This window comes from Streptomyces sp. NPDC006332 (assembly GCF_040612855.1).
GTDB lineage: Bacteria > Actinomycetota > Actinomycetes > Streptomycetales > Streptomycetaceae > Streptomyces.
Genome location: NZ_JBEXRA010000032.1, coordinates 13,063 through 38,538, shown reverse-complemented (window position 1 = coordinate 38,538; position 25,476 = coordinate 13,063). Strand labels below are relative to the sequence as shown.

Below are 25,476 nucleotides of genomic sequence, written 5' to 3'. Positions count from 1 at the left end.
ACGGAACCAAACGGACGTGATCCGCGCCAGGAGCCCCGCGCCGGACCTACGAGCACACCGCGTCGTCCCCCCGCAGCACCCCGAACTCGCCCTGATACGGGTCCTCGGCGCGCACCTCGCGCACCTGCCTGAAGTCCGTGCCCGCGATCACCTTCAGCGTCGCTCCCAGCCCGTTCACCGCCCGCAGCTCACTGCCGGGAAGGGCGGCCGCCAGTGACTTCGCCGAGCGGTCCCAGCGGGGGTCGTAGGCGACGACGGTCCGCTTCACGGAACGGTCGGCCGCGTCCACGGGCCGGTGCGTCGTACGGAATCCGGTCGCCGCCAGTGCCGTGTCCACCCGGGTGCCGAGGCCGACCGTGTGCGTCCCGTTCTCCACCTGGACGCGGATCTGCTGCGGGGCCACCGCCACCCGCACCGCCTCACGCTTCAGGCGGTGCGCGGACAGGGGCTGGTCCTCGCGCAAAGACCGGAAGAGCCGCTCGGCCTTCCGCTCATCCCATTTCAGGGTGGAACCGACACCCTTCGCGAGGTACGCCATCTGCCCGATCGGGACCGTCGTGAACTCCGAGGACGACGGGGAGAAGTTCCGCATCGCCCGGCCCAGATCCAGCAGTTCGCCCGTGCCGAAGCCCTTGTCGGCGCGTACGGAGCCCAGGACGGCCAGGGTGACGTCCCTGAACTTCATCGGGTTGAGAAGGATCCCGGAGGAGGTCGCCCGCTCGATCAGGGCGGCCATGAAACGCTGTTGGCGCTGCATCCGGCCCAGGTCGGAGGAGGCGTCGACGTGCCGGGCGCGGACGTACTGGAGGGCCTGGCCACCGCGCAGGGTGTGTGCGCCGGGCGGCAGGTCGAGGCCGGTGTAGGTGTCCCGCAGGTGGTCGACGGTGCAGATCTTCACGCCGCCGAGGACGTCCACCGTCTTCATGAAGCTGGTGAAGTCGATCTCCAGGTAGTGGTCGATCTTCACATGGGTCATGGCCTCGACCGTGCGCACGGTCAGGTTCGGGCCGCCCTCCGCGTAGGCCGCGTTGATCTTGATGGGATGACCGCCGTGCCGCTGCCCGCTGATCCGGTCGGTGTGCGCGGGCGCCACGGCGTACGAGTCGCGGGGCAGGCTCACCACGCTGGCCCGCTCACGGTCGTCCGAGATGTGCACGATCATGATCGTGTCGGTGCAGTGGCAGGGGGCGCCGCCGAGCCGGTACCTGCGCCGCTCGGCCTCCGTGATCTTGTCCCGTCCGTCCGTGCCGACCAGCAGCACGTTCATGCCGTGACCGGCCCGCGGCCGGTTCTTCATGTCCTTGAAGGGGTCGACCCGGGCGATGTCCGCGTCGATGCTGGTGACCACCGTGTGACCGATCCCGGCGGACGCGAGGACGACCACCGACAGCGTGGTCACCGCCCGCATGGCCCAACGCGGCCTTTTCCACCGTACGGCGGACCGCTGCCGTACGGCGGACCGCTGCGTGCGGCGGCGCGGCTGGGGGCTGCGCTGCGCCCGGGCGGGGGAGCGGCGGGGCGGCGTGGGCATGGCGGGACACCTCCGCTGGGGCCGAACGTGGGATCGTGAGCACCGTAGGTCCATACGATCTGCGACCACGGGCGCCGCCCCGGGAGGGTCGTACTGGTGTCCCCCATTCGCGGTAACGTGAGCCCCCTATGAACGCCAAGCCCGACGTGCAGCTCCCCGCCGTGTCTGTGATCATGCCCGTCCTCGACGAGGAACGGCATCTGCGCGGAGCCGTCCAAGCGATCCTCACGCAGGAGTACGCCGGCGAGATGGAAGTCGTGATCGCCCTCGGTCCGTCCACGGACCGCACGGACGAGATCGCGGCCGAGCTCGTCGCGGAAACCGCGTCCCACACGAACAAACGTGTGGTCACCGTCCCGAACCCGACCGGCCGCACGCCCGCCGCGCTGAACGCCGCGATCAAGGCCTCCCGCCATCCGATCGTGGTCCGCGTCGACGGGCACGGCATGCTCTCGCCGGACTACATCACCACCGCCGTACGGCTCCTGGAGGAGACCGGCGCGCAGAACGTCGGCGGCATCATGCACGCCGAGGGTGAGAACGACTGGGAGCACGCGGTCGCCGCCGCCATGACCTCGAAGATCGGGGTCGGCAACGCCGTCTTCCACACCGGGGGCGCGGCCTGCGAGGCGGAGACCGTGTACCTCGGGGTGTTCCGGCGTGAGGCGCTGGAGCAACAGGGCGGCTACAACGAGGAGTTCATCCGCGCCCAGGACTGGGAGCTCAACTTCCGGATCCGGGAGGCGGGCGGACTGATCTGGTTCTCGCCGGAGCTGAAGGTGTCGTACCGGCCCAGGCCGTCGGTGCGGGCGCTGGCCAAGCAGTACAAGGACTACGGCCGTTGGCGGCACGTCGTCGCCCGCTACCACCAGGGCTCCATCAACCTGCGTTACCTCGCCCCGCCGACCGCGGTGTGCGCGATCGCGGCGGGGATCGTGGTCGGCGCCGCGCTGACCCCGTGGGGCTTCGTGATCCCCGGCGGCTACCTCGCGGCGATCGCCCTCGGGTCCGTGCCGGCGGGCAAGGGGCTGCCGTTGAAGGCCCGGCTGCAGATCCCCGTGGCGCTCGCCACCATGCACATGTCGTGGGGCTGGGGCTTTCTGACCAGCCCGAAGTCGCTGGCGAAGCGGGTCATCGCGTCGCGCCGCCCGGCGGTCCGCGCGGAGGCCACCTCCGGCTGACGGACGGCCGGGGAGCGCTGACGCATACCGGAGGGGCGCTGACGCCTACCGGGGCGGGCGTGCGGGTCACGGCCCGCCGGGCCCGCTCACCCGCTCGACCGGCTGAGCGGCCGGCCCACGGACCGGCTCACCCGCTCAGCCGGCGCACTGCACCTTGTCCGCCGTGGACACGTTCGAGGGCTTGGCCGGTGCCGCGTCGAGCTTGATGCCCGCGCCCTTGAAGTCCTCGCCGAGGATCAGGGTCATCGTGGGCAGCCCCTGCGCGTTGAGCACACTCTTGCCCGGCTTCATCGCGGACCCGGACAGGCCCATGATGTCGGCGAGCCGACGTGCCTGGTCGGCCTGGTCGGGGCCGTACTCCAAGGTCGTCTTCGCCTGCGTGGTCTGCGAGTTGCCCGCGTTCTCCGACCTGCCGACGCCCTCGCTGTTCTGCAGGTAATCGAGTTCCTTCTGCGCGCTGCCGGCCGCCGCACCGCCGTTGAGGATGCGCACCCGCACCTGGGAGGCGTCCGCCTTGGTGCCCTTGAGCCGCGCGGCGACCGCCGCCTTCTCCTTCTTCTTCTGGGCCTTGACCTCGGTGAACGACACGTCTTCCTTGATCATCTGGAAGACCTGGGGCGCCGCGGCCTCGTCGATGATGACCGTCGCCCTGACCTTCTCGGCGGGGTTGTCCCGCACCGGGATCGTGGCGAAGGAGATGTTCTTCGTCGGTACCTTCTTCAGCTCCAGGGCCATGTCCTTGAGCGTGCCGACGTCACCGATCGCGCTGTCCACGGTCAGCGCCTCGGTGGCGGCCTCGGCCAGCTTCAGCAGCTTCCTCGGGCTGGTGAGGGTGTCACCGGAGGCCATCTTGCGCATCAGCGAGCCGAGGAACTGCTGCTGCACCTTGATCCGGTCCAGGTCGCCCTGGTTGCCGAAGCTGTGGCGGGTGCGCAGGAAGGCGAGGGCCTGCTCGCCCTCGACGGTGGACTCGCCCTTCGGCAGGACGAGCTTCGACTCCTTGTCGTCGACCGCCTTCGTCACGCACACCTTGACGCCGTCCACCGCCGAGGTCAGCGTCTTGACCGCGTTGAAGTCGGCCATCATGAAGTGGTCCACCCGGATGCCGGTGTTCTCCGTCACCGTGCGCATGGTGCAGCCGGGGTCCCGGCCCCCCTCGCCGAGGCTCCTGTTGAACCGGACGCCCCGCAGCCCGGGCACGGTCGTCTTGGTGCCGTCCTCCTGCGTGGTGGGGCAGTCGGGGATGTCGACGATGAGGTCACGCGGGATGCTGAGCGCGGTCGCGTTCGAGCGGTCCTTGGAGACGTGCAGCAGGATCGTCGTGTCGGCGTGGCCCACGCTGCCCTTGTCGCCGTAGCCCTCGTTGCCCTCGCCGGTGCGCTTGTCGGTGCCGATGACGAGGATGTTGAAGGCCTCGTCCTTCTTGAAGTCGCCGGCGCCCGCGTCACCGACGTCGGTGGTCTGGACGTTGCCCTCAAGGTGCCGGAGGTAGAGGTAGCCGGCGCCCGCGGCGGCGACCATGACGAACGCCATGGTGCCGCCGGTCCACAACAGGGCCTTCTTGGCCTTCGACGCCTTCTTGACCGGCCGGCGACCGCGCCGTCCCGGCAGCAGGTCCTCGGGCGCACCCGCACCTCTGCGCGGGGTCGGTACCGTGCGCCCGGGGGGCGAGGGCGGCGTCGTACGGGTACGGGCGGCACCCGCCCCCCGGGGCCGGGGAACAGCCGACTGCGGCGCGGCTGCCAACTGCTGTGTGGAATCGTCCAGTCGCAGTTCGTATTCGCCGGTCTGCGGGTTTAACACCCACTGGTCTGCGGGGTCGACGTTCTCCGCCCGCCCACGGCCTTGCGTGTCCACCGTTGTCGGAATCCTCCGTCTGGGCCAGATCTCGTGGCCGGGGATCACTGGACCGCTCACACTATCCGCACACTTCGGCGGCGAGTGAATTTTCTGGGGATTGAGTGGCGGGGGAGTTGGACTACCAGCGGTAGGGCTGATAGACGGGCATGCACTGACCGCTGTCCGAACCGTTGATGGCATCCGAGCTTCCGGGCAGGTCACCGGCCTTGGGAGCCGACTGCTTCGGATACGCCGTGCCGGTACGCCAGTCGGCGCCGACGACGACCGTGACCCCGGACACGTCGGTCGACTTCTTCACCGAACTCACAGGAATCCCGAGGGATTTCGCGACCGCCTGGGCGTCGCCCTCCAGTTCGGCGCTCGGGTAGCGCACCACCGTCCGGTCCTCGGAGAGCGCCACCGAGGAGTCCCGGGCCGCCTTCGTGAAGCCCTTCCCGACGAGCTCCTGGGCGATCGTGCCCGCGCGGCCGGACACCGGACCGAGCGTGGCGGTGCGGGTGGCGTTGGTCACCAGGACACCGATCTGGTCCTTGGCCGCGGCGGGGTCCGCGGAGGCCTTCTCGGCGCTCGCGGTCTGCTTCGCGCCCGACTTCCCGTCCGTCTTGGCACCCTTGTCGTCGAAGGGCACGTCGTCCCGGAGCATCGCCCACATCTTGTCGGCGTCGGCGCCCGCGGGCAGGAGGTGGTTGGCGTCCTTGGGGTCCTGCACGGTCGGCATCGTCGTCATGGTGATGCGGTCCGTGGGAACCGTCTTGAGCTGCATCCCGAGGTCGTACAGCTTCTTCACCGTGCCGATCTCCTCGGAGACCGTCAGGGATTTGGTGGCCGCCTCGGCCAGGTTCATCAGACGGCCGGTGTCGGTGAAGGCGTTCTGGCCCTTCAGCGTGCGGATCATCGAGTTCATGTACATGTGCTGGGCCCGCGCCCGCAGCGGGTCACTGCCCCAGGCGTGCCGGGTACGCAGCCACTGCAGCGCCTGCTTGCCCTGGACCTTGGTCTTCCCGGCCTTCAGCTTCAGCCCGGAGCCGCCGGGTACGCCGGGCAGCGGGCGGTCCCACACGTTCTGGTCGACGCACACCTCGACGCCGCCGATGGCGTCGGCCATGCTGACCACGCCGGCGAAGTCGATCGTCATCCAGTGGTCGATGTAGACCCCTGTGAGGTTCTCCCAGGTGGTCAGCGTGCAGCCGGCTCCACCGCGGGCCAGCGACTCGTTGATGATCTTGTTGGTCGCCGGGAACTTCTCGCCGGTGTCCGGGTCCTCGCACTTGGGGATGTCGACCCGGGTGTCACGCGGAATGCTGACCACCGCCGCGCTCTTGCGGTCCGCGGACAGGTGGATGAGCATCTGCACGTCGGCCAGCGGCGGAGCGCCCACGCTCTCCCGGTGTCCGCCGAGCTTCAGGTTCGCGTCGGAGTTACGGCTGTCCGAGCCGATCAGCAGGATGTTCATCGGCGTCTGGCCTGCCGCGTTGGGCTCCGCCTTGCGGGCCGTGGAGTCGCCGCCGCTGCGCTTGCCCTTCTGAATGTTGCCGTTGAGGTGCTCGTAGTAGAGGTACCCGGCGCCGGCGGTGCCGAGTATCAGCACCGCGAGGGTCGTCGCCGACCAGCGCAGCACCCGGTGCTTTCGCGCCGGCCGCTGCCGGCCGCGCCGCCCGCCGTGTCCGCCCCCCGTGGCGCGTCTGCCGGAGCCGTCCCCGCCTCCTGCCTCACCGCCGGAACGCTGGTTGCGTCGACGGGTCCCGCCGTCCCCACGGCGCCCGCCCTCCCGGCCCGCGGCGTCCTGCCGGACGTCCGGTCGGGTTCCCTCCCCATGCACGCTGCTGCGCGTCATCTCCCCTGTCTCCCCACCCTCGCACCATCGAACGGGCCTGTCGTACGTCCCTATAGACGTACGACAGGCCCGTCAGGTCACTTGGCGCACTCGACCTTGTCAGCCGTGGACTTCTGAACCCCCTCCGGCGCCTTCGTCGGAGCGGTGAGCGAGACACCGGCATCCTCGAAGTCCTTGCCCAGCGTCAGAGTCATCGTCGGCAGGCCCTGGGAGTTGGTGAAGCTCTTGCCCGGCTTCAGCGCCGACCCGGACAACCCCATGATGTCCGCGAGCCGACGCGCCTGGTCGGCCTGGTCGGGAGCGTACTCGAGGGTGGTCTTGGCCAGCTCCGCGGGCGCGTTGCCGGCGTTCTCGGACTTCACCACGCCCTCGTCGTTCTGCAGGTACTCGAGCTCCGCCTGCGCGCTGCCCGCCTCCGCGCCGCCGTTGAAGATGCGCACCCGCACCTCCGACGCGGCCGACTTGGCACCCTTCAGACGGGCGGCCACGGCGGCCGCCTCCTTCTTCTTCTGGTTCTTGACCTCGGTGAACGACACATCGTTCTTGATCATGTCAAAGACCTGCTGACCCGTCGACGGGTTGACGACGACGGTCGCCTTGACCTTCTCCGCCGGGTTGTCGATCACCGGCACGGTGGTGAACGTCAGGTTCTTCACGTTGAGCTTGCCCAGCTCCAGGCCGAGGTCCTTCAGCTTGTTGATGCTGTCCAGCTGGGAGTCGACGGTCAGCGCCTTGGTGCCCGCCTCGGCCAGCTTGATCATCTTCGACGGGCTGGTCAGGGTGTCGTTGGACTTCAGCTTCCGCATCAGTGCGCTGAGGAACTGCTGTTGCAGCCCGATCCTGCTGAGGTCACCGCCGAATCCGACGGCGTGCCGGGTGCGCACGAACGCGAGCGCCGTCTCACCCGAGATGTGCTGCGTCCCCTTCTTCAGGTCCAGGTGCGAGTCCGGGTCCTTGAGGTCCTTGGCGAGACACACGTCGACGCCGCCGACCGCCGTGGTCAGCGTCTTCACCGCGTTGAAGTCGGCGACCATGAAGTTGTCCGGCTTGACCCCGGTCAGCTCGGTGACGGTACGCGCGGTGCAACTGGGCGTCCGGTCGTCCTGGCCGAGGCTGGTGTTGAAGCGGACCCCGGGCGTGCCGGGGATGATCTTCTGGGTGCCGTCCTCCTGCGTGGTGGGGCAGTCGGGCACGTCGACGATGAGGTCACGCGGGATGCTGAGCGCGGTCGCGTTCGAACGGTCCTTGGAGACGTGCAGCAGGATCGTGGTGTCCGCGTGGCCGACGCTGCCGGCGTCGCCGTAGCCCTCGTTGCCCGAGCCCGTGCGCTTGTCCGTGCCGATCAACAGGATGTTGATCGCCTTGTCCTTCTGGAAGCCGCCGGTGCTCGCGCCGTCGTCGGAGACCGAGGTTATGTTCCCGTTGAGGTGCTCGATGTAGAGGTAGGCGCCGCCCGCCCCGGCCACCAGCACGAACGCCATCGTGCCGCCGGTCCACAGCAGGGCCTTCTTGGCCTTCGACGTCTTCTTGACCGGCCGACGTCCACGCCGTCCTGGCAGCGGTTCCTCGACCGGGGCCCCACGGCGTCTGCGCGGCGGCGGGACGTCACGGCCGGGAGCCGCGGGCGACGCGGTACGCCCGCGTGTCATGCCCCCCTCGACGGGGGCGGCGGCGCGCGGTCTGGGGACCGCCGCCGATTGCGGTACGGAAGGGGTCAGTCGCAGTTCGTATTCGCCGGTGTTCGGATTGAGCACCCACTGGTCTGCGGGATCGATGTCATCCGCCCGCCCACGGCCTGGCGCGTCCACGGTTGTCAGATTCCTCCGTCGGGGCACGCGGCACCTTCCCCCTCCAAAAGGCGCCCGGGTCTCGGTCACTCGATGCGGGACCAAAGGACGGACCTCGTGGCCGGAACGCACCGGATCGCTCACACTAACGGCCCGATAAGGCGTCGAGCGACGTCGGTGACACATTCCACTTCCCTACAACCGGGCAATTCGCTCATTTTCTCGGGCGAAGGTTCGTCACCAGGGTGAATCTTTACTTGCAGGGGTCCTCAGCGGCCGTGTTCCCGCGGAACGTGGGCGCGGGTGAGGCGTCGCCGACGGGTTGGCCCGAGCGCTTTTCGCCCGCCTTTGCACCCTTGGATGCCACCGCGTCGCGGGCGCCGGTGTCGTACTCGTTGTGGTCACCCTTGGACCCGGCAGCCGAATTGCGGCTTTTTGTCACTGAATTCCGTGGGGCTGCCGCGGCCACCACGACCGGTTTGTCCGCACGCAGTCGCTCGAACAGCTTCTCGGCCTCGGGCTCCACGAGTTGGTCGCGATTGGCGTTGTAGACATACGACTCCCGGGGCACCGTAAGGAATTGCACACGTTCGGTGGGGATGTCGCGCACCCCCCGCACGAGTTCGTACAAACCACGCAAGCTCGCCAGTCCCGGGTCCGTCGTGAGGGACGACGTGGCCGCGTCCAGCACGGGGTAGAGCCGCACCGGATTCAGCAGGACGTCGTTGCTGCGGACCTTGTTGACCAGGGCGCCGAGGAAACGCTGCTGGCGTTCCATCCGGTCGGTGTCGCTGCCGTCGCCCAGCGACTTGCGTGCCCGCACATAGCCGAGGGCCTGCTCGCCATTGAGCCTCACCCGCCCCGCCGGGAGCCGCAGTTTGGCCGCCTTGTCGTGGATCGGCGCGGCCAGGCACACCTCGACGCCGTCGACCGCGTCCACCATGTCCTTGAACCCGTGGAAGTCGAGGACCACGTAGTGGTCGACGCGGATGTTCGTGAGCCGCTCGACGGTGCGGACCGTGCAGGCCGAACCGCCCACCTGGAAGGCGTAGTTGAACATCGCGAACATGGGCTCGGTGCGGCTGCCGTCGGGCCGCCTGCACCCCGGCACGTCCACCATCAGGTCCCGGGGGAGCGACATGGCGGTGGCGCTGCGCCGCCCGGCGGACAGATGGAGCAGGATCGTCGTGTCGGACCGCTCGGTCCCGGAGTCCCGCCCGTAGCGCCGGTTGCCGTTTCCCGACCGCGAGTCCGACCCGATCACCAGGATGTTCTGCGCGCCCCGCACCAGCGAGGTGGGCCGCTCGCGTTCGTACCGCGCGAGTTCGGCCGCGGCCTCGTCGTCCGGCGTGATGTTGCCGTCGAGCTTCGCGTAGAGGGCCCACCCCGCCCCGCCCGCCGCGAGCACCACGACCACGAGAGCCAGCCCCACCCCCCGCAACCACCGCCGCCTGCGCCGCCGGGACAGCCCCCTCCCGCTGGCCGAGGCCCCCACTCCCGGACCGAGGCCGACGTCGGCGCCGTTCCGTCCGGGGGGAGCGCCTGCGGTGTCGGTCACGTGGGATCCACCCCTCATCGCGTACGAGCGCGTCGTGCGGGCTGCTCCTACGACGATGGCGCGGGCGGGGCGCCGAGGGCGGGTGGAGTTGAGCCGAACGGGTGACGCGGAGGCTGCGTGACGAGGGAGCGGAGACTGCTGGACGGGGTGCGCGGGGGCTGCGTGGCGGGGGTGTGGAGGCTGCGCTCCGAGGGGGCGGCGGTTGCGTCTACCGGGCGGTCGCGGTGACGCGCTCGCTCTCGATCCGCTTGGCCAGCGCGTCCTCACCCAGTTGATCCAGATTCCGGCACAACACCACGGACCCACCGGTGGCCAGCGGCGCGTACAACCCGGCGTTCAGCCCCTCCCAGGTGTCGTACGGCAGCCCCGACAGCAGCCGGGACCCGGGCCCCGTCAGCCCCAGCGCCGTCGCCTCCGCCCGCGCCCGCTCGACGACCTCCGCCCCGCTGAACTCCCGTCCGGCCGTGATCAGCGCCGGCTCCTCGGGGTCCACCGGCGCGAACGGAGCGAACCGGTCACCCTGACCCGGAACTTCGACGGCGTAGTCCGCGAACCCCGCCGGGGTCTGCGGGAAACGCCCGCCGAGCGGTCGTAGGGCGAGAGCGACCCGCTCCCCGGAACACGCCCGCGCGGCCTCCAGCGAGTCCGGCCCGCTCACCACCACGTCGGCCGCCCCCGGATCCCCGCCGACGTCCGCGATCACCCCCACCGACGAACAGGCCAGCAGCCACACGGCGGTCTGCCAGTGCGCGGGCAGCAACAGGCAGACCCGGTCGCCGGGAGCGGCGGCGAGATCGCCCTGGAGCAGGTTGGCGGTCTTGGCCACCCAATTGGCGAAGGTGGCCACGGACAATTCGACCCGTTCGCCGGTGGCGTCGTCGTAGAAGGTGACCAGCGGGCGTCCGGGGTCCGCGGCGAGCGCGGAACGCAGCAGGTCGGCAGGGGTGCGGTCGGTGGCGTTCACCCACCGAAGCGTACGCGGGCCCGTCGAGCGCATCGAGTTCCCGGGCCTGTGCCGCGCCACCGGTTCGGCGCAACGCGGCCCGATGGCCCGTCAATTCCGCGATGGACAGAAATGCATGACTATGTCCAAGATCGGGAACATGCGTGGATTCCTTGCTTCCTCGATCGGTGTCACCTGTGCGGCCGCCCTGGCTCTTCCGCTGACCCCGCCCGCGGCCGCGGTGAACACCCCGGCCCCGGCGAGTGCGGCGGCCACCGCGGCGCTGACGGACAACGCGGCCACGGCGACCGGGAGTCGGTCGACGGCGGAGGGGTCCGGCGGCACCCAGTCACTGCCGCTCGCACCCCTGGCCCGCGACCGCGCCCTGGGCCGCACCGACGAACAAGGCCTGCCTCGCAGGGACGTGCGGCACTTCTCGCTCGTCGGCGTGGTCTGGGACGACCCCACCACTGAACTCCACGGCCGGGTTCAGGTCCGTACCCGCGCCGTCGGCACGGGCGCCTGGTCCGACTGGCAGGACGTCGAGACCCACAACGCCGAACACGCGGCCGACCCGGACACCGCCGAAGGCGCCTCGGGGCGGGTGCGCGGCGCCACGGCCCCGCTGTGGGTGGGCAACTCCGACGGTGTGGAAGTACGTGTCCGGGCGGACGCCGCGACACCGGCACCCCACACCGACGAGACCACCGGCGGCCCCCGTGCGGCGACGGGGACCTCCCCCCTCCCCGCGGGCCTGCGCCTCGAACTGGTGGACCCCGGCGAGGACACGGCCCCGGCCACCGCCCACGCGACCGCTGACGGCACGCAGGCCCGCGGCACCACGCTCCGCGCGACCGCGGACGGCACCGACACCCGCGCCGCCACAGTCGCCGCCCCGGAGCCCCTGGCCGGCCGCATCACCGGCCGCATCACCGGCCGCGGCACCGTACCGGCCGCCGCACCGGACAACGCCCTCACCGCCGTGCAGGCCTCCGCCGCCAACGCCGAACTGTCGGTCCCCCTCGGCGCCACCGCGATCCCCGCACTCGACCGGAAGGCGACCGAACGGGAGTTGTCCGCCCTGCGGACCGGCGAGTCGGCGCGGTCGTCGCGGGCGAAGCCGTACATCGGACCGCGCCCGCGCATCGTCACGCGGCACGGCTGGGGCGCGAACGAGAAGCTGCGGGAACAGTGGTTCGGCTACACGAACACGGTCAAGGCGGCCTTCGTCCACCACACGGCGACCGGCAACGGGTACAAGTGTGCGCAGGCCCCCTCGGTCATCCGTGGTATCTACCGCTACCACGTCGTCAGCATGGGCTGGCGCGACATCGGCTACAACTTCCTCGTCGACAAGTGCGGAAACATCTACGAGGGACGCGCCGGGGGCGTGGCGAAGCCGGTCATGGGCGCACACACGCTCGGTTTCAACACCAACAGCATGGGGATCGCCGTCCTCGGCACCTACACCTCCACCAAGCCGTCCGCCGCCACCGTGACGGCCATCGCTCGGCTCACCGCGTGGAAACTCGGCCTCCACGGGGGCAATCCGCGCGGAAAGACATATCTGAAGTCCGGTGGTGGCAATCTCTACCGAAAGGGAAAAAATGTGCGACTGAATGTGATCTCCGGTCACCGGGACGGCTTCGCCACCGAGTGCCCCGGCCGAAAGCTCTACGGCAAGCTCGGCACCGCCCGCACGGCCGCGGCCCGCTACCAGGGACGCTAGGCCCTATGGGGCAGGGAACCTCCCGGGGTTGTGCGGAGTCTGTTCGACTGGCTGGAGGACACATTCGCCGCCGACGGGGGACAAAAGGCTGATTGCCGCCCGGCCGTCGAAGGCAGTGCACACGGTCTGCATACACTGTCCGGCCGAAAGACAGTTCGGCCGGTCCCGGCAGGAAGCGGAGACGACAGGTGACAGAAGCGATCCTCCTGGTCGGCGGCAAGGGAACCCGGCTGCGCCCCCTCACGGTGCACACGCCGAAGCCCATGGTCCGTGCGGCCGGGGTCCCCTTCCTCACACACCAGTTGGCGAGAGCGAGAGCGGCGGGCGTCGACCACATCGTGCTCGCCACCTCGTACCTGGCCGAGGTCTTCGAGCCGTACTTCGGCGACGGCTCATCGCTGGGTCTGCACATCGAGTACGTCACGGAGGAGGAGCCCCTCGGCACGGGCGGCGCCATCCGCAACGTGGCCTCCCGCCTCCACTCGGGCCCCGACGACCCGGTCCTGATCTTCAACGGCGACATCCTGACGGGCCTGGACATCGGGGCGCTGGTGCGTACCCACGAGACCACCGGCGCGGACGTGTCGTTGCACCTCACCAAGGTCGCCGACCCGCGTGCGTACGGCCTGGTCCCCACGGACGACACGGGCAAGGTCCTGGCGTTCCTGGAAAAGCCCCAGACCCCCGAGGAGATCGTCACCGACCAGATCAACGCGGGGGCGTACGTCTTCCGCCGCTCGGTCATCGACACGATCCCGGCGGGCCGCCCGGTCTCGGTGGAACGGGAGACGTTCCCGGACCTGTTGGCGGCCGGGGCCCACCTGCAGGGCATGGTCGACTCCACGTACTGGCTGGACCTCGGCACCCCGGCGGCCTTCGTCCGCGGCTCCGCCGACCTGGTCCTGGGCCGGGCCCCGTCCCCCGCGGTCCCCGGCCGCGGCGCCGACCGCCTGGTCCTTCCCACGGCGACCGTGGCTCCCGACGCCAAGCTGACCGGCGGCACGGTGGTGGGCGAGGGTGCGTTCGTGGCTGAGGGCGCGAGGGTCTTCGGGTCGACGATCCTCCCGGGCGCCGTCATCGAACCCGGCGCCGTCATCACCGACTCCCTCATCGGCACCCGCGCCCGCGTGGGGGAACGTTCCGTCCTCACCGGCACGGTCATCGGCGACGGCGCGGTCATCGGCGCGGACAACGAACTCCGCGACGGCATGCGGGTGTGGTGTGACGCGCGTATCCCGGCGGGGTCGGTGCGGTTCTCCTCGGACCAGTAGCAGCGGGAACGGCGACGCCGGGCCGGGCACTGCCTGCCTGTCCGGCGTCGGAGGGCTCACAACCGTCCGATGTCCCCCCGCGGCATCCGCGGCGCCCGCCGAGCCGGAACCCTCCCGCTCAGCAGGATCAACCGGGCCGCCCGATGCCGCTGCCCCGCATACGGCTCCAGCAACTCCAACATCACCGAGTCGTCCGCGTCCCGGTCCCCGGCCAACGCCCACCCCACGATCCCCGGCAGATGCAGATCCCCCACGGTCACCGCGTCCGCCGCGCCGTGACTGCGCTGCACCACTTCCGCCGACGTCCACGGCCCGATCCCCGGCAGCACCTCCAACCGGGCCTGCGCGGCCTCCGCCTCCATCCGGACGGCCTCCTCCATCCGCCCCGCCACCCGGACAGCCCGCAGGATCGTCGACGCCCGCTTGTTGTCGACACCGGCCCGATGCCACTCCCACGACGGAATCAACGCCCACGTCCGGGGCGCCGGCATCACCCACAGCCGCCCACCCGCGGCGGGCCCCGGTGCGGGCTCCCCGAACTCGCGCACCAGCAACCGCCACGCCCGGTACGCCTCGTCGGCCGTGACCTTCTGCTCCAGGACCGACGGAATCAACGACTCCAGCACCAGCCCGGTCCGCGTCAGCCGAAGCCCCGGCCGCCGATGCCAGGCGCCCGCCACCACCCGGTGCCGAGGCGTGAACGCGGCCGGGTCGTCATCGGCCCCGAGCATCCCCGGCAACCGGTCCAGCAGCCACTCCGCTCCCGGCCCCCACGCCTCCCCGCGCACCTCACCGCCCACCGCGGAGACCCGCAGCGTGCCCGGCCCGACCGGGGTCAGGCTGGCCCGCCACACGGACCCGTCCGGCATCGCCCGGAACGTCGGATCACCCGGCCCCCGCCGAAGCGGCCCGAGCACCAACCCGAGATCGACCGGCCAGCCAGGCACCCACCTCCGCACCCGCCCCGCGACCACCGCCCCTGCCCCACGCGCGGCGGGCACGACGACCTCCCCACCGCGCACAGTCACGCGCGTGGGCCGCGGAGCGAACCGTCCTGCCACGAATAAATTCCCGAAGGTAGACGCAATGCCCTACGAGACTAAACGGCCCCCACGCCCACCCCTCTAGGGGCGCGGGGAACTGCGCGATCAGCCCCCACCAACCCGCAGCCATCCACCCACCCCTCTAGGGGCGCGGGGAACTGCGCGATCAGCCTCCACCAACCCGCAGCCATCCACCCACCCCTCTAGGGGCGCGGGGAACTGCGCAAACACCCCCCACAAACCCGCACCAGTCCCGCCCCCCCCAGCGGAGCGTCACCGCACAGCGATAAAGCCCCCAACATCCCGCTCCCCCCGAGCCCGAGGCTCCTCCCCCGGATGCCCCACCGCCACCGCCCCCATCGGATCCCAGTCCCCCGGCAGCCCCAGCACCTCCCGCACCACCTCACGGCAGAACATCGTGGACGACACCCACGCCGACCCCAGCCGCTCCCCGGCCAGCGCGACGAGGAAGTTCTGCACGCCGGCCCCCGTGGCGACCACGAACATCTCCCGCTCCGCCGTGTCCCGGCGCGGATCGCCGTACGTGTGCGAGCCGTCCATGACGAGGCACGGCACCACGAGATACGGCGCGCCCCGCAGCACCTCCCCCCGCCGCACCCGCTTGGCGATGGACTCCTCGCTCTTCCCGTCCCGCCGCAGATCGGCGATCCAGGCCTCGCGCATGGCGTCCAGCAACCCGGTCCGCGCGGCCTCGGACTCCACCAGCACGAACCGCCAGGGCGTCGTGTGGTGCGGCGCCGGCGCCGTCACGGCCGCGGCCACGGCCCGTCGAACGGCCCCCGGATCGACCGGCTCGTCCGTGAAGGCCCGTACTGTACGCCGCTGGGTCACCGCGGCCCGTACCGCTTCCGAGGTGCCCAGCCGGAACATGTCGTCGCGCGCGCCGCGCACCATGGTCCGCGCGCCCTCACCGTGCTCCCCGGCCACCACGTGCGGCAGTCCGCGCACCACGGCGACGGGCAGCCCGGCGGCCTTGCCCTTCACCAGGTCGCCGGCGGCGGCCAGCTCGTCCGCCGTGGCGACGACCGTCGCGCTCAGCGGATTGCCGTGCGCGTCCGTGCCGCCGCGCAGATCGTCGAGCACCCGCACCCCGGCCGCGCCGATCGCCACGTCGGTGAGCCCCGCGCGCCAGGGCCGCCCGAAGGTGTCGGTGACGAGGACCCCGATATCGACACCGAGGGCGTCCCGCAGGCCGTCCCGGATCGCCCGCGCGGAGGCGTCCGGGTCCTCGGGCAGCAACAGGACCGTCCCCGAAGGGGTGTTGGAGGCGTCGACGCCGGCCGCGGCCATCACCAGCCCCTGCCGGTTCTCGACGATCCTGAGCGCACCGCGCCGCGCCACCACCCGTACGGTCTCGGCGTCGATCGCGGCTTCCCGGTCGGATGCCCGGACCACCCGCCCCTCCGCCTTCGACACGATCTTCGAGGTGACGAGGACGACGTCCCCGTCGGCCAGCGCGGGCTCGGCGGCGGCGATCAGTTTGGCGAGGTCGTCGCCCCGCTGCACCTCGGGGAGCCCGGGCACCGCCCAGACCCGGTAACCGTCGACAGGTACGCCGTTCATACCGCCCGTACCTCCTCGGCCAGCGTCAGCGCCTCCCGGGCCATCCGCGCGGTCGCGTCCACGTCGGTCATCATCAGCGGCACGGCCCGGCACCGGATCCCGGCGGCCTCCACCCGCTCCACCACGCCCGCGTCCACGGTGTCCACCAGCCAGCCGTCCAGCAGGCCCGAACCGTAGTGCTCGGCGACCGCGGAGGCCGTCGACTCCACGCCGATGGCCGCGAGCACCTTGTCGGCCATCCCGCGCACCGGCGCGTCCCCGACGATGGGGGAGAGGCCCACCACCGGCACCCCGGCGTCGGCGATCGCCTCGCGGATGCCGGGCACGGCGAGGATCGTGCCGATGGAGACCACCGGGTTGGAGGGCGGGAAGATGACGACGTCCGCCTCCGCGATGGCTTCCAGGACGCCCGGCGCCGGCTTGGACTGGTCCGCCCCGACCGGCACGATCGCCTCGGCCGGCACACCGGCCCGCAACCGCACCCAGTACTCCTGGAAGTGGACCGCCTTGCGCTCCCCGTCGACCTCGACGGCGACATGGGTCTCGACCCGGTCGTCCGTCATGGGGATCAGCCGTACGCCCGGCTGCCACCGGTCGCACAGCGCCTCGGTCACCGCGCTCAGCGGATAGCCCGCGCTGATCATCTGCGTCCGCACTATGTGCGTGGCGAAGTCCCGGTCGCCGAGCCCGAACCACTCGGGTCCGGCGCCGTACGCCGCGAGCTCCTGCTTGAGGTGGAACGTCTCGTCGTCCCGTCCCCAGCCCTGCTCCTCGTTGATGCCGCCGCCGAGTGTGTACATCACCGTGTCGAGGTCGGGGCAGACCTTCAGCCCGAAGAGGTGAATGTCGTCCCCGGTGTTGCCGATGACCGTGACGTCCGCGTCCGGCGCGGCCTGCTTGAGACCACGCAGGAACCGGGCACCACCGATGCCGCCTGCCAGAACCACAATGCGCATGGGCCAAGTCTTGCAGGCGGGTACGACACCGCGTCAGGCGGTCGCACCAAGCGCCGGCCGGTCCCGGCCTGCTTTCAGCCGGTCCCCGCCTTCGTCAGGCGGACACGACATCCACGTCGTCGTGGGCCTCGGGGGCCGTGCACGCCAGGGCGGTCCGCCCGGCCGAACCCAGCAGGGACTGGGGACGCATCGGCATCTCGGTGAGGCCCGGGTAGTAGACGTGCAGGCTCACGGCGGGCTCCAACGCGTCGTTGACCACCTCGTGCGCGTATCCCGGGGCGAAGACCCGCTGGGTGCCGGCTGCGAGCGCACGGGTGCCCCGATCGGTCCGCTCGGTGAGGGTGCCCTCCAGGACGGTCAGGACTCCGGAGGAGCGGCCGTGGTCGTGCAGCCCGCTGCCCTGCCCGGGCACCCAGGACAGCAGCCACACCTCGTAGCCAGGCCCGGTGCGCAGCCGGTGGTACCAGCGCGTGGTCGCGTCGTACTGGACGAGGTGCTCCCACTGGGAGCGGTCGGCGGCGAGGGAGCGGGCCAGGCCGACGAACTCGGCGACGGTGGCCGGGTGCTCACGCGGGGCCTGGAGCAGGTGCGGGACTTCGAGGAGGTCGCCGGCGATCTGGATGTCGCTGTCGCTGTTCATGGGGTGGGTGTTTCCTCGGCGGAAGAGTGGGGGGCTGGCTGGGTGTCGCGTACCGTCCGCCCGGGTCGCGAGCGGGGAGGATGCCCGGTGAGGGCTCGATCCTGGTGCGGATCAAAGGAAACGGCAGCCGAGTCGCGGTGGACTCACGTACAGCTGGAGCGCGTTGGGCTCAACAGCTGGGACAGCAACAACAGCTACAGCGAGCGTGGGCAGCACCGAGGGACCCGGCCGAGCGGGTCGAGGTGAGTGCCAAGTTCGCGAGCATGCCCATAAGGACATCGGTTCACACGTCCACTGTCAACTCGACACCCGACAAGTGGGACATGTTTCACCTCATCCGGTCCATCTCTCTGGTGAAAGGTTTGTGCAGGCGTCACCCGGGACACATGGCGCACAACCAGGCGCGCAAGCCCCGTTGTGATCCCGTGATGCGACTGTGATCCGGTTTGCTTCGATGCGCGCGTCGGAACGAGTTCGAACCCCTGGGCGTCCTCCTCCGTACAGGCCCGGAAAGGCCCTGTGTGACATGGGGTGTCCTCTCGGGCTTCGTCTGCTTGTCAAGGTTTAGGACGATTTGAACACTTTCCGCTAGGCCTTGGTTCCGCAGAGTGAATAAGGGGCTCAATAGCAGATCTCGGCTTGACTCGCCCGGATCAGCACACTTGTAATTTCACTCGTGTCGTTCAGCCGACTTCGGTAACGGCTGGATCACGGGGATGCGAAAGACAGACGAGGGGCGCACATGACCGAGACGGTGCAGCAACTGCTGGTCGACGACGCGGACGAGGAACTCGGCTGGCAGGAGCGCGCGCTGTGCGCCCAGACCGACCCCGAGTCCTTCTTTCCCGAGAAGGGCGGCTCCACCCGCGAGGCCAAGAAGGTCTGCCTCGCGTGTGAGGTCCGCTCCGAGTGCCTCGAATACGCCCTCGCCAACGACGAACGCTTCGGCATCTGGGGCGGCCTGTCCGAGCGTGAGCGCCGCAGACTGAAGAAGGCCGCCGTCTGACCGAGGAGCACCCGCCCCCCGACCGAGGCGCTACGCACCGCCCCTTTTGGTTCTGCCGATAGTGTGGGCGCTCGTCCGAGACGCCCCGCTGCCCCCTCGGGGTACAGGCGTCCACCGCAGTCCAGCGAACCGGGGCCCGTACCTCGATGTCCGTGCACAACCACCCGGCAGCCCAGCACGACACCGCTGCCACACCTGAGTTCCCGCGTCATGTGGTGACCGCGGTCCTCGTCTCCCACGACGGTGCCCGCTGGCTGCCCGACGCGCTCACCGGACTGCTGGGGCAGGAGCGCCCCGTGCAGTTCGCCATGGGCGCCGACACCGGCAGCGCGGACGACTCCGCCCAGCTGGTCACCGACGCCCTCGGCGCCGACCGGGTGCTGCACCTCGCCCGGCGCACGGGCTTCGGCCAGGCCGTCGAGGAGGCCGGCCGCAGCGCCCCCGTCCTGACGCCCGACGAGCTGCCGTACCTGAAGCGGCCGAGCGGCTGGGACCCCGTCAGCCGCACCTGGCGCGACGACGCCTACGACATGCCGGACCTCCCGCACGGCGAACCGGTCCAGTGGCTGTGGCTGCTGCACGACGACTGCGCCCCCGAACCGGACGCCCTGGCCCAGCTGCTGCGGGTCGTGGACAACGAGTACGAACTGGGCCGGGACGACGTCGCCGTCGTCGGCCCCAAGCTCCGCGGCTGGTACGACCGTCGGCAGCTGCTGGAGGTCGGCGTCACCATCGCCCACTCCGGCCGCCGCTGGACCGGCCTCGACCGCCGTGAACAGGACCAGGGCCAGCACGACCACGTCCGTCCGGTGCTGTCCGTGTCCACCGCGGGCATGCTGATCCGGCGCGACGTGTTCGAGCAACTCGGCGGCTTCGACCGCCGGCTGCCCCTGATGCGTGACGACGTCGACCTGTGCTGGCGCGCCAACGCGGCCGGATACCGCGTGCTGATCGCCCCCGAGGCCGTCGTACGACACGCCGAGGCAGCCTCCCGCGAGCGCCGCGCCGTCGACTGCGCGGGCCGCACCACCGCCTCCCCGCACAAGGTCGACAAGGCCGGCGCGGCCTACACCCTGCTCGTCAACACGCGCACGGCCATGTTGCCCTGGGTGCTGCTGCGGCTCGTCCTGGGCACCCTGCTGCGGACCGTCGCCTACCTCGTCGGCAAGGTCCCCGGACAGGCCGTCGACGAGATCCGCGGTCTGATGGGCACCCTGCTGCGGCCCGAGCGGATCCTCGCCGGCCGCCGCAGGCGCGGACGTCCGGCCGTCGGCAAGGAGGAGACGCGTCCGCTGTTCCCGCCGCCGGGTGCGACGATCCGCGCCACGGTCGAACAGGCCGCGGGTGACCTCTTCGGCAGCTCCGACCCGGAGGCCACCTCCGGCGCCGGCCGGCACGGCGGCGGGATCGAGTCCGGGCCCGGCGGCGACGACGCCGACTTCCTGCAGATCGAGCAGTTCGCCCGCCTCAAGCGCATCGCCCGCAAGCCCGGCCCGGTGCTCTTCCTGACGCTGCTGCTGGTCTCCCTGGTCGCCTGCCGCGCCCTCCTCGGCGGCGGCGCGCTGGCGGGCGGCGCCCTGCTGCCGGCCTCGGCCGACTCCGGTGACCTGTGGTCCCGCTACCTCGACGCCTGGCACACCGTGGGCGCCGGCGGCACCGCGTCCGCGCCGCCGTACCTCGCCCTCGTCGCGATGCTCGCGTCCGTGCTGTTCGGCTCGACCGGCCTCGCGATCACGATCCTGCTGGTCTGCTCGGTCCCGCTCGCGGGCCTCACCGCGTACTTCGCCTCCCGCCCACTCGTCGAGTCCCGCCTGCTGCGGGCGTGGGCCGCCGTCGTCTACGCCTTCCTGCCCGCCGCCACCGGCGCCCTCGCCGGCGGCCGCCTCGGCACCGCCGTCCTCGCCGTCCTGCTGCCGCTCATCGCGCGCGCCGGCATCGCGGCCAGTGGCCTCGCGAACACCTCCGGTACACGTGGCAGTTGGCGCGCCACCTGGGCGTACGCGCTGCTCCTGACCGTCACCACCGCGTTCACGCCGATCATCTGGCCCATCACGCTGGTCCTCGGCATCGGCGTGCTGGCCGTGCGCCGCGCCGAGATCACCGCCTACGGCCCGCGCTTCCTGGCCCAGTTCGGTGTCCCCCTGCTCGTCCTCGCGCCCTGGTCGCTGACCCTGCTCCCGTTCGGTTTCTTCCGGGAAGCCGGCCTGGAGTACGGCTCCTCGGCGGCCACCGCCCTCGATCTGCTCGGCATCAGTCCCGGCGGCCCCGGCACGGTCAGCGGACTGATGCTCATCGGCGTGGTCCTGGCCGCGCTCGCCTCCCTGCTGCGCTCCGAGCGGCAGTTCGGCATCTGGACCGCCTGGGCCGCCGCCCTCGTCGGTCTGCTCTTCGCCGTCCTGTCCAACGCCTCCACCTGGGCCGGCCCGGCCACCCTCGTCTACGGCCTCGCCCTCCTGGCCGCCGCCGTGCTCGGCGCCGACGGGGCACGCGCGCGCGTCGCCGAGCAGAGCTTCGGCTGGCGTCAGCCGGTCGCCGCGCTGATCGCCTTCGCCTCGGCCGCGGGCCCGCTGCTCGTCGCCGCCGGATGGATGATCGGCGGCGCCGACGGGCCGCTGGAGCGGCGCGACCCGGTGCAGGTGCCCGCGTTCGTCGCCGAGGAGAGCGGCACCAGCGACCAGGCCCGCACCCTGGTCCTCGACAGCGACTCCGCCGCCCACGTCGGCTACATGCTGGTCCGCGGCTCCGGCGCCCGCCTCGGCGACGCCGAACTCACCGCCGCCGACGGCGGGAACAGCGGACTCGACAAGGTCGTCGCCAACCTCGTGGCCGGATCCGGCGCCGACCAGACCGACCAGCTCGGCAAGTTCGCGGTGCGCTACGTCCTCGTCCACAAGGGCGCGCCCCGCGAGGTCACCCGCGTTCTGGACGCCACGCCGGGGCTGTCCCGGCTCAGCCAGCAGGACGGCAGCGGGCTGTGGCGGGTCGACCAGGAGGTCGCGCGCGCCACCATCGTCACCGAGTCCGGAGCCCCGCGGCCCGTCGCCGCCGGTCCCGTCGACATCCACACCACGATCCCGTCCGGCGCCGACGGCCGCGTCCTGCGCCTGGCCGACACCGCCGCCGAGGGCTGGACGGCCACCCTGGACGGACGGCCGCTCACCCGCACCACGGTCGACGGCTGGGCCCAGGGCTTCGAACTCCCCGCCACCGGCGGCGAGCTGGACGTCACCTACGACGACCCGATCGCCCACACCGCCTGGCTGTGGGCGCAGGGCGCGCTCGCGATCGTCCTCGTCGTGCTGGCGCTGCCCGGCCGCCGCCGCCACGTCGACGACGACCTCCCCGAGGAGCCCACCGTCCCCGCCCAGGCCGTCGCCGGCGAGGGCCGGCGCGCCCGCCGTCTGCGCGCCCAGGCCGAGGCCGAAGAGGGCGCCCGGCCCGACGAGTTCCCACCCCCTCCACCGGGAGAGGCCCCGGTCCCCGCCGCCGTCCCGCAGCAGTCCTACGGCCAGTGGGACACCCCCGGTCACACCGGCGCCGAGTACGGCAACGGCTACGGCGGCGAGCACTACCAGGACGCCCAGCAGCAGTACCCCGCGGGCGGCTACGACCAACAGCCCTACCAGGCGGACCCGTACCAGGGCGGCCAGTACGACCCGTACGCCTACGGCGGGCAGCCCCAGCAGACGCCGTACGACCAGGGCTACGGCCAGGACTACCCGCAGCAGGGTTACGACCAGGGCTACGACCCCCACTACGACCCGGCGCAGCAGCCGCACCCGCACGGCACCGGCCCTGAGCAGAGCCCCGACGGGAGCCAGCAGTGAACCGCACCACCCTGTCCCTGATCGCCGGTACCGCCGCGCTCGCCGCCATCACCGGATTCGCCGCCCTCGACACACCGGACGCCGCCGGAACCGACACCACGGGGGCGGCCGCCGAACTGCCGGTGGAGCGCACCAGCCTGGTGTGCCCGGCGCCCAGCCTCTCCGACCTCGCGGAGACGTCGTACACGTCCTTCACGCCCGTGACCAAGGGCGCCGGGAGCGACGGGAAGGGCGAACTGCTACCGGCCGCCGGGCAGTCGGATGACGGCAAGGCCGCGTCCAAGAAGAAGACCAAGCCGGTCCTGACGCCGAAGGGCCCCGGCACCCCGGTCACCGGGGACGTCTCCGGCGCCGACAGCCCCGCGCTCCTCGGCACCGCCGAGGGCGGTTACGCGCCCGGCTGGACCCTCCAGGAGACCACCGAGGTCGCCGCGGGCACCGGCCGCGGTCTCCAGGGCGTCAACTGCACCGCCCCCGACACGGAGTTCTGGTTCCCCGGCGCCAGCACCGCCGCCGACCGCACCGACTACGTCCACCTCACCAACCCCGACGACTCCGCCGCCGTCGTCGACGTGGAGCTCTACGGCAAGGACGGCGCCCTGCAGACCACGGTGGGGGAGGGCATCACGGTCCAGCCGCACTCCAGTGACCCGGTGCTGCTGTCCACGCTCACGGCCGCGAAGCAGGAGAACCTCACCGTCCATGTGAACGTCCGCAGCGGGCGGGTGGCGGCGTCCGTGCAGGCGCTGGACGACCGGCTCGGCGGCGACTGGCTGGCCGCGGCCACCGACCCGGCGGGCGGTCTCGTCCTGCCCGGCATCCCGAAGGACGCCACCGCCGTACGCCTGATCGCCTTCACGCCCGGCGACTCCGACGCCGACCTGAAGGTGCGCCTGGCCTCCCCGTCCGGGCCCATCACACCCGCCGGCAACGAGACGCTGCACGTGAAGGCGGGCATGACGACCGCGGTCGACCTCGGGGACGTCACCCGCGGCGAGGCCGGCTCCCTGATCCTGACCCCGACCGACCAGTCCGTTCCGGTGGTCGCCGCCCTCAGGGTCGTCCGAGGCAAGGGGGACAAGCAGGAGACGGCGTTCATCCCCGCCGCCGCTCCCGTCGGCACCCGGGCGACGTCCGCCGACAACAGCGCCAAGGGCAGCACGCTCACCCTGACCGCGCCGGGCCAGACCGCGAAGGTCAAGGTCACCGCGTCCGCGGGCAGCGGCGGCGGCACTCCGGCGTCGAAGACGTTCACCGTCAAGGGGGGCACCGCCCAGAACGTCGAGGCGCCGGTCCCAGGCGGCTTGAAGGGCACGTACGCCCTGACGGTGGAGCCGGTGTCGGGGGGCCAGGTCTACGCGGCCCGCACCCTCGAGGCCACCGAGGGCGGCGTCCCCGGCTTCACCATCCAGACCCTCCCGGACGACCGGGGGATGGTGGCGGTACCGGAAGCGGACGAGGACCTGTCGGTGCTGCAGAAGTAGCCGGACCGGGGTGGCCGCGGGGGAGGACCGGCTGAGGTCAGTCCTCCCCGTACCGGGGATCCACCGTCTCCGGAGTCAGCCCCAACAGCTCGGCGACCTGCTCCACGACGATCTCGTGCACCAGCGCGGCACGCTCGTCCCGTCCCTTGGTGCGGATCTCCACCGGCCGCCGGTACACGATCACCCGGGCCCGCTGTCCGTCCTCGGAGGCGATCGTGCCGCCCAGCGGAACCGCCTCGTCGTTCCACGCCTCACCCGGCCCGTCGAGCCGTGGCACTTCGAGCACCAGGAAATCGATGTCGGCGAGCTGCGGCCAGCGCCGCTCCAGTCGCTCCACGGAGTCCTGCACCAGATCCGCGAACGCCTCCGCACGGCTCGTGGAGAGCGGCACCTGCGGGGGCGCGATGGGGCCGCGCATGCCACGTCCGTGGCGGTCACGACGGCGGGGCCCGGGCGCGGCGGCACGGGGCGTTACGGGGTTGTCCATCACTGGTGAAGCGTAGTCCTCGCCGCGCGCGCGTGCCCGGCCCCCACGCTGCATCGCGGGGCAGCCGCCCGCCCCGCACCGCATGTCGGTAGTTGACCATTCCAGCCAAGGTTGGGCTCGATTCCGTATCTCTACGCGACCGTCGATCTCGGGGTGATTGACGTGATTTGCGTGGAGTGGTGACCTGGCCCGGGTCGGCCCGGCCTCCCGCGATGTGGTGTCCGCGCAGGTCAGAGAGGTGCGCCGAGAGGGGCGTGTGGGACGTTTCACAGCACGACACAGTGGGGCGACCTGGAGCAGAGTCGTCGCGGCCCGCTCAAGAGTGCGGTACCGTCCAACGTCGTGAGCCCTGTACGTCGCTGTTCGCGCACCGCTTGCGGCCGTCCCGCCGTCGCGACGCTGACGTACGTCTACGCCGACTCGACCGCGGTCCTCGGCCCGCTCGCCACCTACGCCGAGCCCCACTGCTACGACCTGTGCGCCGAGCACTCCGAGCGCCTCACCGCCCCGCGCGGCTGGGAGGTCGTCCGCCTCCTCGACGGCTCGGCTCCGGCCCGGCCCAGCGGCGACGACCTGGAAGCACTGGCCAACGCCGTGCGCGAGGCGGCCCGCCCCCAGGAGCGCGCGGCCGGGGCCGGCGGCGCCGGCGGACAGCGCGGGGCGGACCCGATGGAGGTCGCACGCCGCGGTCATCTGCGGGTGCTGCGCTCACCGGACAACTGAGTCAGCACTCGGTCGGCAGCGCAGGGGCCCGC

18 protein-coding genes are annotated in these 25,476 nt (G+C 71.6%); 7 read left to right on the top strand and 11 right to left on the bottom strand.

Going from position 1 to position 25,476, the window contains the following annotated elements; all coding sequences use genetic code 11:
• Positions 1–46: 46 nt before the first annotated feature.
• Positions 47–1,531 (bottom strand): LCP family protein, encoded by a 1,485-nt coding sequence (locus ABZ027_RS26400; RefSeq protein WP_356772492.1) that lies wholly within the window; start codon positions 1,529–1,531, stop codon positions 47–49.
• Between the two features lie 128 nt (positions 1,532–1,659).
• Between ABZ027_RS26400 and ABZ027_RS26395 the strand changes: the two genes are divergently transcribed.
• Positions 1,660–2,712, top strand: a complete 1,053-nt coding sequence (locus ABZ027_RS26395) for a glycosyltransferase family 2 protein (protein WP_356772490.1) — start codon at positions 1,660–1,662, stop codon at positions 2,710–2,712.
• Between the two features lie 135 nt (positions 2,713–2,847).
• Here ABZ027_RS26395 and ABZ027_RS26390 read toward each other — a convergent pair whose 3' ends face one another.
• The 5 genes from ABZ027_RS26390 to ABZ027_RS26370 all read right to left on the bottom strand — a co-directional run bounded on the left by ABZ027_RS26390 (position 2,848) and on the right by ABZ027_RS26370 (position 10,715).
• On the bottom strand, positions 2,848–4,569 hold the full coding sequence (locus tag ABZ027_RS26390) for an LCP family protein (RefSeq protein ID WP_356772488.1): 1,722 nt from the start codon (positions 4,567–4,569) through the stop codon (positions 2,848–2,850).
• A gap of 121 nt (positions 4,570–4,690) precedes the next feature.
• A complete protein-coding gene (locus ABZ027_RS26385; RefSeq protein ID WP_356772486.1) occupies positions 4,691–6,406 on the bottom strand; it encodes an LCP family protein in 1,716 nt (571 codons plus the stop codon).
• Between the two features lie 77 nt (positions 6,407–6,483).
• Entirely contained in the window at positions 6,484–8,214 is a 1,731-nt protein-coding gene (locus ABZ027_RS26380) for an LCP family protein (protein ID WP_356772484.1), read from the bottom strand.
• Positions 8,215–8,446: 232 nt separating this feature from the next.
• A complete protein-coding gene (locus ABZ027_RS26375; protein ID WP_356772482.1) occupies positions 8,447–9,751 on the bottom strand; it encodes an LCP family protein in 1,305 nt (434 codons plus the stop codon).
• A 208-nt stretch (positions 9,752–9,959) separates the two neighbouring features.
• Positions 9,960–10,715: a TIGR03089 family protein gene (locus ABZ027_RS26370; RefSeq protein WP_356772480.1), complete on the bottom strand. Its 756-nt coding sequence runs from the start codon at positions 10,713–10,715 to the stop codon at positions 9,960–9,962.
• 121 nt (positions 10,716–10,836) lie between these two features.
• Here ABZ027_RS26370 and ABZ027_RS26365 point away from each other — a divergent pair, with 121 nt between their 5' ends.
• A complete protein-coding gene (locus ABZ027_RS26365) occupies positions 10,837–12,423 on the top strand; it encodes a peptidoglycan recognition protein (RefSeq protein ID WP_356772636.1) in 1,587 nt (528 codons plus the stop codon).
• A gap of 188 nt (positions 12,424–12,611) precedes the next feature.
• Positions 12,612–13,694 (top strand): NDP-sugar synthase, encoded by a 1,083-nt coding sequence (locus tag ABZ027_RS26360; protein WP_356772478.1) that lies wholly within the window; start codon positions 12,612–12,614, stop codon positions 13,692–13,694.
• 56 nt (positions 13,695–13,750) lie between these two features.
• On the opposite strand, the gene ABZ027_RS26355 is transcribed toward ABZ027_RS26360, so the two are convergent.
• From ABZ027_RS26355 to ABZ027_RS26340, 4 genes are all read right to left on the bottom strand, one after another.
• Positions 13,751–14,755, bottom strand: a complete 1,005-nt coding sequence (locus ABZ027_RS26355) for a DNA-3-methyladenine glycosylase 2 family protein (protein ID WP_356772476.1) — start codon at positions 14,753–14,755, stop codon at positions 13,751–13,753.
• A 255-nt stretch (positions 14,756–15,010) separates the two neighbouring features.
• On the bottom strand, positions 15,011–16,321 hold the full coding sequence (locus tag ABZ027_RS26350) for a coenzyme F420-0:L-glutamate ligase (protein WP_356772475.1): 1,311 nt from the start codon (positions 16,319–16,321) through the stop codon (positions 15,011–15,013).
• Positions 16,318–17,277 (bottom strand): 2-phospho-L-lactate transferase, encoded by a 960-nt coding sequence (cofD, locus tag ABZ027_RS26345; RefSeq protein ID WP_356772473.1) that lies wholly within the window; start codon positions 17,275–17,277, stop codon positions 16,318–16,320. Before cofD ends, ABZ027_RS26350 begins: the two co-directional genes overlap by 4 nt.
• A gap of 94 nt (positions 17,278–17,371) precedes the next feature.
• Complete coding sequence (locus ABZ027_RS26340) at positions 17,372–17,917, bottom strand: cysteine dioxygenase family protein (RefSeq protein ID WP_356772471.1); 546 nt, start codon at positions 17,915–17,917, stop codon at positions 17,372–17,374.
• Positions 17,918–18,659: 742 nt separating this feature from the next.
• Between ABZ027_RS26340 and ABZ027_RS26335 the strand changes: the two genes are divergently transcribed.
• The 3 genes from ABZ027_RS26335 (at position 18,660) to ABZ027_RS26325 (ending at position 24,234) form a co-directional block, all read left to right on the top strand.
• Entirely contained in the window at positions 18,660–18,923 is a 264-nt protein-coding gene (locus ABZ027_RS26335) for a WhiB family transcriptional regulator (RefSeq protein WP_010034659.1), read from the top strand.
• Between the two features lie 146 nt (positions 18,924–19,069).
• A complete protein-coding gene (locus tag ABZ027_RS26330) occupies positions 19,070–22,750 on the top strand; it encodes a glycosyltransferase (protein ID WP_356772469.1) in 3,681 nt (1,226 codons plus the stop codon).
• Positions 22,747–24,234 (top strand): DUF5719 family protein, encoded by a 1,488-nt coding sequence (locus ABZ027_RS26325; protein ID WP_356772467.1) that lies wholly within the window; start codon positions 22,747–22,749, stop codon positions 24,232–24,234. The genes ABZ027_RS26330 and ABZ027_RS26325 overlap by 4 nt, the downstream gene beginning before the upstream one ends.
• A gap of 37 nt (positions 24,235–24,271) precedes the next feature.
• Here the strand turns inward: ABZ027_RS26325 and ABZ027_RS26320 are convergent, their stop codons facing one another.
• A complete protein-coding gene (locus ABZ027_RS26320) occupies positions 24,272–24,721 on the bottom strand; it encodes a metallopeptidase family protein (RefSeq protein ID WP_356772465.1) in 450 nt (149 codons plus the stop codon).
• 291 nt (positions 24,722–25,012) lie between these two features.
• Here ABZ027_RS26320 and ABZ027_RS26315 point away from each other — a divergent pair, with 291 nt between their 5' ends.
• Positions 25,013–25,444: a DUF3499 domain-containing protein gene (locus tag ABZ027_RS26315; RefSeq protein ID WP_356772634.1), complete on the top strand. Its 432-nt coding sequence runs from the start codon at positions 25,013–25,015 to the stop codon at positions 25,442–25,444.
• The last annotated feature ends 32 nt before the right edge of the window (positions 25,445–25,476 follow it).

Bases quoted from the DNA above. Each gene is read 5' to 3' on its own strand.
- ABZ027_RS26400 (WP_356772492.1), bottom strand. From the start codon at position 1,531: ATGCCCACGCCGCCCCGCCGCTCCCCCGCCCGGGCGCAGCGCAGCCCC.
- ABZ027_RS26395 (WP_356772490.1), top strand. From the start codon at position 1,660: ATGAACGCCAAGCCCGACGTGCAGCTCCCCGCCGTGTCTGTGATCATG.
- ABZ027_RS26385 (WP_356772486.1), bottom strand. From the start codon at position 6,406: ATGACGCGCAGCAGCGTGCATGGGGAGGGAACCCGACCGGACGTCCGG.
- ABZ027_RS26365 (WP_356772636.1), top strand. From the start codon at position 10,837: ATGTCCAAGATCGGGAACATGCGTGGATTCCTTGCTTCCTCGATCGGT.
- ABZ027_RS26350 (WP_356772475.1), bottom strand. From the start codon at position 16,321: ATGAACGGCGTACCTGTCGACGGTTACCGGGTCTGGGCGGTGCCCGGG.
- cofD (WP_356772473.1), bottom strand. From the start codon at position 17,277: ATGCGCATTGTGGTTCTGGCAGGCGGCATCGGTGGTGCCCGGTTCCTG.
- ABZ027_RS26340 (WP_356772471.1), bottom strand. From the start codon at position 17,917: ATGAACAGCGACAGCGACATCCAGATCGCCGGCGACCTCCTCGAAGTC.
- ABZ027_RS26335 (WP_010034659.1), top strand. From the start codon at position 18,660: ATGACCGAGACGGTGCAGCAACTGCTGGTCGACGACGCGGACGAGGAA.
- ABZ027_RS26330 (WP_356772469.1), top strand. From the start codon at position 19,070: ATGTCCGTGCACAACCACCCGGCAGCCCAGCACGACACCGCTGCCACA.
- ABZ027_RS26320 (WP_356772465.1), bottom strand. From the start codon at position 24,721: ATGGACAACCCCGTAACGCCCCGTGCCGCCGCGCCCGGGCCCCGCCGT.